This window comes from Pedobacter insulae (genome assembly GCF_900113525.1).
GTDB classification, from domain to species: Bacteria; Bacteroidota; Bacteroidia; order Sphingobacteriales; family Sphingobacteriaceae; genus Pedobacter; species Pedobacter insulae.
This window is the reverse complement of the sequence record NZ_FOPP01000006.1, coordinates 156,006-168,103: the sequence shown is the minus strand read 5'-3', so window position 1 is coordinate 168,103 and position 12,098 is coordinate 156,006. Positions and strand designations below refer to the sequence as shown.

General features: G+C 36.7%; 12 protein-coding genes. 4 read left to right on the top strand and 8 right to left on the bottom strand.

The annotated features are described in order from the left end of the window. Nucleotides 1-2 precede the first annotated feature (2 nt). On the bottom strand, nucleotides 3-578 hold the full coding sequence (locus BM207_RS11775; RefSeq protein ID WP_090994228.1) for a thymidine kinase: 576 nt from the start codon (nucleotides 576-578) through the stop codon (nucleotides 3-5). 107 nt (nucleotides 579-685) lie between these two features. Between BM207_RS11775 and BM207_RS11770 the strand changes: the two genes are divergently transcribed. Beyond that, nucleotides 686-1,732, top strand: a complete 1,047-nt coding sequence (locus tag BM207_RS11770; RefSeq protein ID WP_143095949.1) for a hypothetical protein — start codon at nucleotides 686-688, stop codon at nucleotides 1,730-1,732. Nucleotides 1,733-1,750: 18 nt separating this feature from the next. Here BM207_RS11770 and rodA read toward each other — a convergent pair whose 3' ends face one another. The 7 genes from rodA to purN all read right to left on the bottom strand — a co-directional run bounded on the left by rodA (nucleotide 1,751) and on the right by purN (nucleotide 9,784). Continuing rightward, a complete protein-coding gene (gene rodA / locus BM207_RS11765) occupies nucleotides 1,751-3,016 on the bottom strand; it encodes a rod shape-determining protein RodA (protein WP_090994225.1) in 1,266 nt (421 codons plus the stop codon). Beyond that, nucleotides 3,013-5,004, bottom strand: a complete 1,992-nt coding sequence (gene mrdA / locus BM207_RS11760; protein WP_090994222.1) for a penicillin-binding protein 2 — start codon at nucleotides 5,002-5,004, stop codon at nucleotides 3,013-3,015. The genes rodA and mrdA overlap by 4 nt, the downstream gene beginning before the upstream one ends. Beyond that, entirely contained in the window at nucleotides 5,004-5,519 is a 516-nt protein-coding gene (locus tag BM207_RS11755; protein WP_090994220.1) for a rod shape-determining protein MreD, read from the bottom strand. Before BM207_RS11755 ends, mrdA begins: the two co-directional genes overlap by 1 nt. Then, the gene (gene mreC / locus BM207_RS11750; protein ID WP_090994430.1) at nucleotides 5,509-6,348 is read right to left on the bottom strand and encodes a rod shape-determining protein MreC; all 840 of its coding nucleotides are present in this window, start codon (nucleotides 6,346-6,348) and stop codon (nucleotides 5,509-5,511) included. Before mreC ends, BM207_RS11755 begins: the two co-directional genes overlap by 11 nt. A 74-nt stretch (nucleotides 6,349-6,422) precedes the next feature. Beyond that, a complete protein-coding gene (locus BM207_RS11745) occupies nucleotides 6,423-7,445 on the bottom strand; it encodes a rod shape-determining protein (protein WP_012780976.1) in 1,023 nt (340 codons plus the stop codon). A 133-nt stretch (nucleotides 7,446-7,578) separates the two neighbouring features. After that, on the bottom strand, nucleotides 7,579-9,105 hold the full coding sequence (gene purH, locus BM207_RS11740; protein ID WP_090994219.1) for a bifunctional phosphoribosylaminoimidazolecarboxamide formyltransferase/IMP cyclohydrolase: 1,527 nt from the start codon (nucleotides 9,103-9,105) through the stop codon (nucleotides 7,579-7,581). Nucleotides 9,106-9,205: 100 nt separating this feature from the next. Continuing rightward, nucleotides 9,206-9,784, bottom strand: coding sequence for a phosphoribosylglycinamide formyltransferase (gene purN, locus BM207_RS11735; protein WP_090994217.1), 579 nt, complete (start codon nucleotides 9,782-9,784; stop codon nucleotides 9,206-9,208). Between the two features lie 331 nt (nucleotides 9,785-10,115). Here purN and rpsT point away from each other — a divergent pair, with 331 nt between their 5' ends. From rpsT to BM207_RS11720, 3 genes are all read left to right on the top strand, one after another. Continuing rightward, entirely contained in the window at nucleotides 10,116-10,370 is a 255-nt protein-coding gene (gene rpsT / locus BM207_RS11730) for a 30S ribosomal protein S20 (RefSeq protein ID WP_090994215.1), read from the top strand. Between the two features lie 140 nt (nucleotides 10,371-10,510). After that, the gene (gene radC / locus BM207_RS11725) at nucleotides 10,511-11,221 is read left to right on the top strand and encodes a RadC family protein (RefSeq protein WP_090994213.1); all 711 of its coding nucleotides are present in this window, start codon (nucleotides 10,511-10,513) and stop codon (nucleotides 11,219-11,221) included. A 35-nt stretch (nucleotides 11,222-11,256) separates the two neighbouring features. Next, nucleotides 11,257-12,093, top strand: a complete 837-nt coding sequence (locus tag BM207_RS11720; RefSeq protein ID WP_090994212.1) for an endonuclease/exonuclease/phosphatase family protein — start codon at nucleotides 11,257-11,259, stop codon at nucleotides 12,091-12,093. Nucleotides 12,094-12,098: the final 5 nt, after the last annotated feature.

Sequence of the window (12,098 nt, the reverse complement as noted above, 5' to 3'; positions counted from 1 at the left end):
AATTATCCTAAGGCGTTATAGCAAGCTCTGCAACGAGGCTCATAACTATCTTTTTCTCCTAATAAAATCTTCGCATCGTTTGCAGCGGTGCGATAAGAATAAACAGCTGGGCTACCACATTGCATACATACAGCGTTAACTTTGGTTACGTGCTCAGCGATAGCCAAGAGCGCTGGCATCGGACCAAATGGTTTACCTTGAAAATCCATATCTAAACCTGCTATAATTACGCGAATTCCCTTAAGAGCTAATTTATTGCATACATCCGGTAAGTTGTCATCAAAAAATTGCGCCTCATCGATACCTACCACTTGAGTGTTTGTGCCTAATAATAAAATTGAGGAAGAATGGGCAACCGGGGTCGATTGTATGGAATTTAAATCATGCGATACCACCGCATTTTCATCATATCGCGTATCTGTTTTAGGCTTAAAGATTTCAACATTTAGTTTAGCGATTTGTGCGCGTTTTAGTCGCCTGATTAACTCTTCTGTTTTACCAGAAAACATCGAACCACAGATAACTTCAATGCTTCCACAAAATTCACCTCTTCTAAAGTTTTGTTCGCTAAATAACATCTCCAAAATTAGCTAAAATTCTCTTTAAACACCACGTAATAACAGATTTTTATATTACTTTTGGGTTCACTGTTAACATAAACAATAAATTTTTTCGTTTAATTGCTATGATGAACCAAGAAGACCTTTTTAAGAAAATTGGAGTGATTTTAAATGAGTTAAATAGTCAATATGAATTTTTAGCTCAGAACCCACAACAGCTAAATGAATTGGAATTAGCACTTTTTCACGCAAATGCTGATTTTTTAGCAAATCATGCTCAAATTCTTATTAAAGTAAGTAAGAGTGGGCAGCCACTTGAAATACAGGCTAGCGAAGAAGTAAATGAGGTAAAAGCCACCAATTCAACTATTGATAGAACTGAGGAGTTGGAATCTGAATATTATCGTGAACCATTGCAGGAGGAACAAGTTGAAACAATAGCATTTGCAGAAGAATCTAATAGCGATACCATTGGGGTTAAGGAAGAAGAACTCATTGATGTTAAGGTAATTGAAGAGGAGATTTTTAAAATTGACAATGAGCCCTCTACTTTCGAATTTATCTTAAATGAGCATTCTGAGCACGAGAATGTAGCGGATGAAAAATTTGATTTCGAACAGAAGCCTATTGATGAATTATTTAACCGCCCTTTAAGTGAGGAAGAAGAAAATATACTGGCGCAAAAAGGAAAATTGAATTCAGTACCTATCGAGACGGATGATGATGAAATAGGACCAGAGCCTTTTTTAGTTTCACAACTAATTGAGGAAGAAGAATTCCCAATCCAAGAAGCAGATTTGGAGTTGAAGGAAGCGATCGAACCGGCGATTAACAAAACTCAAGCGGCCGTTGAAGACCCCGGTTATAAACCTACATTGAACGAATTACTTGCTGCAAGGACTGACAAAAGTTTAAATAACCAAAATGGAGCAAATTCAATAAGTGATTTGAAACAAGGTATTAACTTGAATGATAAACTGCTATACATTAAAGATCTTTTCAATGGTTACAACCTGGCTTATGCCGAAGCGATTGATTTAGCCAATAGGCTTCCTAATTTTGAAGCTGCAGATAATTTTTTCAAGAAAAATTATGCCGTTAAAAACAACTGGGCCGAGAAGCAAGCTACTGTCGATAAGTTTTATGCGCTTTTGAATCAAAGGTTTAAATAGCTAAAAAAGAAAGAACTTTTAAATAAAGCCCATTCTATTCGAATCGAGTTTTAAGAAAATAAACAGCAAGATTGTAAAACTCCAGAGTGATGAGCCTCCATAGCTTATGAAAGGTAAGGGAATGCCAATAACAGGCATTACTCCTATTGTCATTCCAATATTGATAAATACGTGGAAGAAAATAATGCAGGCAATAGCGTAACCATATACTCTGGAAAATACAGAACGTTGTCGCTCGGCCATATTAATAATCCTTAATAATAAAAAGATAAAGAGGGCAATTACTGCAAAACATCCAACAAATCCCCATTCCTCGCCCACGGTGGAAAAGATAAAATCAGTGCTTTGGGCTGGTACATAATCATATTTGGTTTGGGTTCCTTGTAAAAATCCTCTGCCGGTAACTTGTCCAGCGCCAATGGCGATTTTAGATTGAATTACATTATAGCCCGCCCCTTTATTATCGGATTTTAATCCTAAGATTAACTCGATACGTGTTTGTTGGTGAGGCTTTAATATATTATAGAATATATATTTTGCAACAAATAGGTAACCGATTGCTAGTAAAGTAATGATGCTGATGCTAATTATTTTTTGTTTCCTTTTACGGTTGTTGTACGCGAAGAGGCCACCTATTAATAAGATAATTGATATAAGCAAAAAGGAGCTCAAAAATAAATTGAGTATAAATAGCAATACCATTCCCCAAAATATGATAAGTAAGTTTCCTGGTAAACCTTCCCGGTATAGGGGGAACATAAATGAAAGAAAGACCAACATTGATCCTGCGTCTGGTTGAAGCATAATTAAGCACATAGGCAAACCAATAATGCCCATGGATATTAAGATAGGTCTTAGGGTATTAAGCTTAATATTAAACGTGCTGATGTAGCGCGCCAATAGTAACGCAGTACCAAATTTAGCCAGTTCGGAAGGTTGCAAACTAAAAGAGCCAATTTGAATCCAGGCCTGGTTTCCACCAACGTTCTTCCCGATTACCAACACGGCTATGAGTAAAATAATGGTAACCCCATAAATCACGGGAGCAAAGACACTGAAGAATTTTGCATCGAATAGTAAAATAGATAGGCCTAAAATTAATGCTGTGAATATGAAAATAAGTTGTTTGCCATATTCGGCAGCAAAACTAAAAGCAGCAGATTTATCAGGATCGTATTGTACCGAGAAAATATTTAAAAACCCAATCATGCACAAAGCGATGTAGATTAGGATCGTTATCCAGTCTACATTAAAGAAAAATCGATTGCTTTGTTGTTGAATCATTTTTTTGGCTTTATAACTTGCTTAGTAGGGAGTATTGCGGTTGAATTGATCTTAACTTGGGGCGTTTTACTTTTAATTGGCAATGAGTTATTCGTACTATCCGATTTCTTAGTGGTATCTGCTTTAACCACACGTTTAACAGGCTTGGCTATTAGCGCTGGAAGTAAATTATCAGCTTTGTATTTTTCGATAGAACTTCCATTAATGAGTCTGCCAGAAAGCGAATCGGTTAAATATTTTTCTGTAATGAAACTCGCAATTGGGGCTGCATAAGATCCACCGTACCCCCCATTTTCAATAATGACGGCGATGGCAATTTTTGGGTTATCGCGGGGTGCGAAACCAATGAATACTGAGTGATTTTTACCACCGTTCTGGGAGTTTTGTACTGTTCCCGTTTTTCCGCACATGATGATATTACGTAAGCGTGATTCAATTGCCGTTCCGGTTGATGTGTTTACTGCGTCTTGCATGCCGTCTATCACGGGATCATAGTGCCGTGCGTCAACACCGGCAAAATGTTTTTCTTTATATTTTTTATCAATTAATTCATTGTTACCTATTCCTTTTACAACATGCGGTTTAATGTAGTAGCCTCTGTTAGCTATAATAGCCATTATATTGGCCATTTGCAGCGGTGTAGTGGTAATCTCTCCCTGACCAATGGCTACGGATAGAACCGTATTATAGTTCCAACGATTTTTATACATGCGGTCATAATCTGCCTTTCTATATAATTTGAAGGCTTTTTCTCCCGGGAAGTCTATTCCTAGGGTATCTCCAATCCCGAATTTCCGTACTTTTTTTTGCCATTCCTCATAGGTGGCTCGCTGATTTTTAACCCCATTTTTAGTCATCATTTTGGCAAAAATGTTAAAGAAATAGGTGTTGCAAGATCGGGACAATCCCCATCTCAAGTTGGTATTTAAATCTACATGTTCACATTTTACTTTTCGACTTCCCGACATAAAGTAGCCTGGGCAAAAGAACGTCGAGTTGGCGTCAATCACGCCATCTTGCAAAGCAATAAGTGCATCTAAGGGCTTGAAAGCCGATCCAGGGGAATATCTGCCAGATATTGGCCTAACAGTTAGCGGCCGGTATGGATTTTTGGAAAGTTCGGAATAGTTATTGCCAGTTTCTCTTCCAATCATTTTGTTAGGGTCATAACCCGGACTACTCACAAAGGCTAAAATCTCGCCAGTACTTGGTTCAATGGCTACTAAGCTCCCAACCTTATGGGCTAATAACTCTTCCCCTAGTTTTTGGATACGGCTATCAATAGTTGTCACCAATTGTTCGCCAGAAATGGCTAGTGAATCTAGTTTGCCGTCTGCATAACTGCCTTGAGCTACGTTTTTATTGTTGTACAGTACGTGTTTTACCCCCTTTTTTCCTCTCAGGTATGGTTCGTAGAACTTCTCTATTCCACTTTTGCCAATATCATCCCCAGGTTTGTAGTAACCATCATGCTTTTCTATTTCAAAGGGTGAAACCTCCTTTACGTAGCCTAAAAACTGACCGGCGATGCTATCTGGATAATAACGAATGGTTCTGTTTTGAACAAAAAAACCACTATAGTTATGCATCTTTTCTTGTAGCGAAGCATAGGTTTCGATAGATAAGAGTTTTTGGAAGATAGAAGCCCGACCTCGAGAATACACAATTGCTTTACGAAGTTTCTCATTAAATTCAACCGTATCAATTCCTATTATTTTGCAGAGGGATAAAGTGTCAAAAGCTTTCACTTGGTTTGGTATTACCAACAAATCATAAGTGGGCTGGTTTTGCGCTAAAATCTTATGGTTTCGATCAACTATCACTCCACGCGCAGGATATACATACAGTTTACGCAATGCATTATTGTTGGCATCTAGAAAATACTTATCACTAGCAACCTGCATGTAAAATAATTTACCTAGTAGAATAAGTGCAATTACAATAAATAAGCCTTGAATAATGTATCGTCTATTAAATAATTGATCCATTAGTTCGATTTTCTATTATGAAAGATAAATTCTGTTAGTAAGATTATAAATAACGTAAAAACGGCACTTAATAATGTCCTTCCAATAGTATAACTAAACTCGGTTAATTTAAATGCTTCCAGAAAAAATACCACAATATGATGTATTAGGATACATAGAATGATATATAGGGAGAACCACTTAAAACCCATATTGCCTAAGGATGGTTCAGGTTCATCGATCGATTCTCGATTTAAACTAACCGATATAAATAAAATTCTCACAAAAGCTAATGCCACACAGCCCGCAGTATGAACGCCTAAGGTGTCGTAAAATGCGTCAACAGTTAAGCCTGTAAGAAAGGCTAAACTGTATAAGATTAAATTGGGTGTATTAAATGGAAGTACTAAAATGAATAAGATATAAAGAAAGGGCGTAGATAAATTATAGAAACCAATGTTTCGCAGTAAGAAAATCTGTACAAATAAAAGTACAATCCATCTAAATAGGTTAATAAAAATAACTTTACTGTTCATTGGGTAATTTAGCTTCTAAAAGTTTTTGTTCTAACGCTAACCTATCTTTGATAATGTAAACATATTGCAAGGAACTAAAATCGTTAAAAAGATCGATTTCCAAAGTCATAAAGCTATCGCCGGTGCTGATTTGTGTATTACTAATTCGTCCCACAGCAATTCCTTTCGGGAAACCCCCAGCTCCTGAAGTGATAATGGTATCTTTTAAATTGATTTTATAATGATTCGGAATTTCCTTTACATAGGCCTTTTTGAGGTTAAAATTCCCTTCACCCCATACCAAGGATCCAAAAGCATTGTTTTTTTTGATGAGCACACTAATGTGTGTCTCTTTATTGAGCAGGGATCGAATAGTTGAAAAATTAGCAGAGACGTCCATAATAAATCCTACCACACCATTTTGAGGAGAAATAACAGCCATGTCTCTACTTATTCCATCCTTACTACCTTTGTTAATGGTGATGTAGTTATTACGGTGAGTGATAGAGTTCTTAATTACCTTAGCCGATAGGAGCGTATACTGTTGGTTGTAAATAGTATCTTTAATATTCACAATTTTGCTGCTATCTACGTTTTTGATATTCAACAATTCGCTTCTAAGCTTTGCATTTTCCAGTGCCAAACTATCATTGGCCTGACCAAGGTATAAGTAGCGTTTAATTACATTTAAGCGTTCGTATAAACTTCCAACTACTGAATTGGTAGAATTTAAGGTAATACTTCTTTGGTAAGCATTATTTTTAATGCAAAGGAAAATACCAATAGTAAAGAAAATGATGAAAAAAAAGAATGCGTTATATCTACTTATGAAAATCCAAAGGTTACGCATCTTAGTTGAAAGTTGAAGGTTGCACGTTGAAAGTTTGGGCTTGCAACCCATAACTCACATACTGCAACTCTGAATTATTGCATTAAAAATTTAAAACCGCCTATATTTTTTAAGGCTATCCCTGTTCCACGAACAACCGCTCTAAGTGGGTCTTCAGCAACATGAACTGGAAGCTTTGTTTTAGCGGCAACACGTTTATCAAGCCCGCGTAATAAAGCTCCACCACCGGTTAAATAAATACCGGTTTGATAAATATCTGCAGAAAGTTCTGGTGGAGTAATCTCCAAAGCCTTCAGAATTGCTTCTTCAATTTTTGAGATTGATTTATCCAGGCAGTGCGCTATTTCTGTATAAGAAACCGTGATTTGCTTTGGAACTCCCGTCATTAAATCTCTTCCTTGAACAGCGAAATCGGCAGGAGGATCAGCTAACTCAGGTAAAGCTGCGCCAACTTCGATCTTAATTTTTTCTGCGGTACGATCACCAATCATAATATTGTGCTGGCGGCGGATGTAATTCACGATATCTGAATCAAAGTTATCGCCCGCAACGCGAATAGATTGATCACAAACAATACCAGATAGCGCAATAACAGCAATTTCGGTTGTTCCACCACCTATATCGATGATCATATTTCCCATTGGTTCCTCTACATCGATCCCAATACCTACTGCTGCGGCCATTGGCTCATGTATAAGATAAACTTCTTTAGCACCAGCAATTTCCGCGCTGTCTCTTACCGCACGTTTTTCAACTTCTGTAATGCCAGAAGGAATACAGATTACCATTCGCAACGAGGGAAACATCCAGCCTTTTCCGCCATTTAGCATTCTAATCATGCCTTTAATCATGGCTTCAGCGGCATTAAAATCAGCAATTACTCCATCTTTTAATGGTCTAACCGTTCTAATGTTGTCATGTGTTTTACCTTCCATTTGCATGGCTTGGCGACCAATGGCGATGATTTTGTTTGTCTGCCTGTCAAAAGCTACTATCGAAGGTTCGTCTACTACTACTTTGTCGTTATGTATGATGAGGGTGTTCGCAGTACCTAAATCGATAGCCACTTCTTGCGTAAACCAGTTAAATAATCCCATTGATGATTGTTGTATTAAAATTAAGTGTACCTATACAATGTAAAAATACACCTTTTTATTGTATTTAAAATTAAAAAAAAATGCATTCGTGTTTATTCATCTTATTCAAAATGAACAGAGAGCTAATTCAATTTTAATGTTTAAAATGTCTAACGCCTGTAGTAACCATTGAAATGCCTTTTTGATTGGCCATGTCAATTGAATCTTGGTCTTTTATTGAGCCTCCAGGTTGTAATACAGCAACAATTCCGGCATCAGCGGCTAACTCCACACAATCAGGGAAAGGGAAGAATGCATCAGAAGCCATTACCGATTCCTGTAAACTGAACCCAAATGAATCAGCTTTTACAATGGCTTGTTTCAAGGCATCAACTCGGGAAGTTTGACCAACACCACTCGCAATTAAAACGTTGTCTTTCACGAAAACAATGGTGTTTGATTTGGTATGTTTTACAATTTTGTTTGCGAAAATCAGGTCCTGAATCGCAGCGTCAGACGGCGCTTTTTCTGTGACAACGGTCATTTGATCTGCAGCTTCTAAGCTTAAATCTTTGTCCTGTTCAATTACACCGTTCAGTAGTGTTTTAAATTGTTTTTTGCTCAATTCAACCTCATTACGCTGTAAAATAACTCTGTTTTTCTTTGCTTTGAACAACTCTACAGCTTCTGGTTGATAAGATGGTGCGATAAGCACTTCGAAAAACAAATTGTTGATTTCTGTCGCAGTAGCTAAATCGACTTCTTTATTAGTGATTAAAACACCGCCAAAGGCCGAAACCGGATCGCATGCTAATGCGTCTTTCCAAGCTTCTAAAACTGTTGGTCTTGAAGCTAAGCCACAAGCATTTGTATGTTTTAAGATGGCAAAAGTAGGTTCCGTAAATTCATCAATCAGACTAACTGCTGCATCAACATCAACTAAATTGTTATAACTCAATTCTTTGCCATTTAGCTTGGTAAACATCTCCTCTAAATTGCCATAAAAAGTACCTTGTTGATGAGGGTTTTCGCCATAACGCAATGTTTGAGCTTGTTTTATACTTTGTTTAAAAACGTGGAGCGGCTCTTCTTCATTAAAATATTCAAAGATTGCAGTGTCATAATGAGAAGAAGTATGGAAAGCCTCCTTTGCGTAAGCTTTACGCTGCGCTAAAGTAGTTGTGCCGTCTTGACGCGTCAGTTGGTCTAATAATGTACTATAACTATCTTTTGAAGCAATAATTACTACATCATTAAAGTTTTTGGCAGCTGCACGGATTAAGGAAATACCGCCAATGTCAATTTTTTCGATAATCTCGGCATCCGTACCGCCAGCTTTTACTGTTTCCTCAAATGGATAAAGGTCGACTATAACCAAATCAATTTCGGGAATTTCATATTGAGCAATTTGAGCTTGATCGTCGCTTAAATTTCTACGGTTTAAAATACCACCAAAAACTTTTGGGTGTAACGTTTTTACACGACCGCCTAAAATAGATGGATATCCGGTTAAATCTTCAACTGCGGTAACAGGTAAACCTAAATCTTTGATAAACTGTTCGGTTCCACCAGTAGAAAATAGGGTTACACCTTGCTGTGCAAGATATTGAACAAGAGGAGCTAATCCATCTTTATAATAAACTGAAATTAAAGCGTTTTTGATCTTTATTGACTGACTCATTAGGGCTGTTATTTTAAGCCGCAAAGGTAAGAAAATACGACGATTTTTTAAAGAAAAACGAGTAGAAAAATATTACGAATTTCTGAGTTTAGGGAAAAGACTATTTCTTGATCTTTTTTATAATGCCCTCTACTATACGGGGGTAATGCAAATGTTCTAGTTGTTGGCCTTTAAACTTGATCATTTCCAGGTTGTCGCTTTTATCAATACGGTATTTTGCTTGATAGATATATTCACCTTCATCGTAATTTTCATCTACATAATGAATTGTGATGCCACCTTCAGGTTCATTGGCTTCCATCACGGCAAGGTGAACAAAATCTCCATACATGCCTTTACCTCCATATTTAGGTAAGATTGCAGGATGTATATTGATAATCCTTCCTGGATACTCCTGCAATAAATTCTTAGGGATTAACCACAGGAATCCAGCTAGCACGATTAGATCAATATCTAGATTTTTAAGCAGGTCGATAATATTGTCGGTATGATAAAATTCATCTCTATCGAAAATATGGGAAGGAATCTCAAAGCTGTCTGCACGTTGCAAAACATATGCGTCTGCATTGTTTGTTAACACCAGAGCTATCTCTACTTCTGCGCTGCGTCTAAAATGCTCCATTAATTTTTGTGCATTTGATCCTGATCCTGAAGCAAAAATGGCGATACGTTTTTTCATGGTATGATTTGTTTTTAATCGCAAGAGTTTCTTAGTCAATTGATCGCTAATGACTATTGATTAGGAGTTTTACTTGACAACATACTAAGCTAGTATTTTTTCAAAAATAACATTTTAGGCTTTTAAAGGAAATATTTTAAGCGTTTTTCTTTTTAGGAGGATGGTTTGGCTTTAAAATCCGACTTCGTAAGTCGACGTTTTTAGGTCGACTTACGAAGTCGGAAAAAATAATAAAAAAAATATTTCAAAAGCATTTTGCATTTTAAAAACATAAACTCTATATTTGCAGTCCGAAAATTAGTAAACACAGAAGATAAAAGGCTAAACAAGAATGGCAAATCATAAATCGTCTTTAAAAAGAATTAGAGCAAACGCGACAAAACGTCTACGTAACAGATATCAAGCAAAAACTACCCGTACCTTTATCAAAAGATTACGTGCTGTTGAAGATAAAAAAACTGGTGCTGAGTTATTACCTAAAGTAATTTCTATGTTAGATCGTTTAGCTAAAAAGAATGTTATTCATAAAAATAAAGCTGCAAACAATAAATCTAAATTAACGAAATTCGTTAACGGTTTAAAATAGTCGCTTTTTATTAAAGATATAGACGGGATAGTTTAATTACTATTCCGTTTTTTTTTGCGCCAAATCGGTCTTAGAATTCCTTACCTTTAAGCAAGAAATAATCCATCCCCGTTATTAATAATAATTAAACCAGCAGTTGGATGGAAAATGATGCTCAAAAATTAGGAGTTAAAACTTGGGCGGAGGCAGATCGGCCCCGTGAAAAATTGATGTTGAAAGGCAGGAGAGCCCTAACAAATGCAGAATTGATTGCTATTTTGATAGGGTCTGGTAATAGAGATGAGTCGGTGGTCGATTTAAGTAAGCGTATTCTTCGGTATTATGAAAATGACCTTAATAAACTCGCAAAACTGGGTGTGAAAGAGCTCGCTAAATTTAAGGGAATTGGAGCTGTCAAAGCGATGGGTATTATAGCTGCCTTAGAGCTTGGAAGAAGAAGAGATGGCAGGGAAAATAGCAAAGAACTCCTTAAGATAGTTTCTTCTAAAGATGCCGACGCTCTTTTTAGACCTGAAATGGCAGATTTGACCCAAGAAGAATTTTGGATTCTTTTACTTAACCGATCTCATCGCGTTATCGCAAAGCAGCATATTAGTAAAGGCGGTCAGGCTATGACTGTTGTAGATCCAAAAGTAATATTTAAAGTAGCCCTCGAACAAAATGCAGCCTCTATCATACTTGGTCACAACCATCCTTCGGGAAATCTTACGGCCAGTAGCTCTGATATCAGTATTACCAGGAAATTAATTGAAGCAGGAAAAATGCTAGGATTGCCTGTACTAGACCATCTTATTATAACAGATCATTACTTTTTAAGCATGGCTGATGAAAACTTGGTAGATTTCAATTAGTCAATTAAAACAAGATTACGTAGCTTAGCATTCATATGAAAAAAATAGTTGCCTTATTAATATTGCTTTTTTTAGTCGGACAAGTTAGTTACGCCCAAAAAAATCACCCCCTTAATGTTATTACTTATAATATTAGATATAGTAATGATACAGATGGGGCGAATGTTTGGGAGAAAAGAAAGGAAAACGTCAAAGCACTGGTTAAATTTTATGATACCGATATTTTATGTGTCCAGGAAGCTTTGTCGGATCAGTTCGACTATTTATTAGCTGGTACTAATTTCGACGTAGTAGGTGCTGGCAGAGATGACGGTCAGCGTAAAGGCGAGTTTTCTGCTATCTACTTTAATAAAGATCGTTTTATAAAAAAGGATGGGGGTATTTTTTGGTTATCCGCTACGCCCGATGTTCCCAGTAAAGGTTGGGACGCTGCTTTGAACAGGGTTTGTTCTTGGGTTAAGCTGTACGACAAATCGAATAAAAAGGAATTCCTAGTTTTTAATACCCACTACGATCACGTTGGTGTACAAGCAAGAATTGAATCTGCAAAATTGATTAAACAAAAGATTCAGGAAATTGCACCTAAGTTGCCGGTTATATTTACAGGAGATTTAAATGTAACCCCAGAAACTGAGGCGATTGCTACTATAAAATCTTTCTTAACGGATGCAAAGGATATTTCACTGGAGCCACATTATGGGCCAAATGGCACTTTTAACTCATTTAATTTCAACAGTGAATTGAAGAATAGAATTGATTATATCTTTGTAAATAAAGGTTTTAAAGTGTTGAAGCATGCTACGTTGTCTGACAGTAAAGATCAACGTTATTATTCTGATCACTTGCCAGTTTTTGTAAAGCTTAAATTTTAACTTGA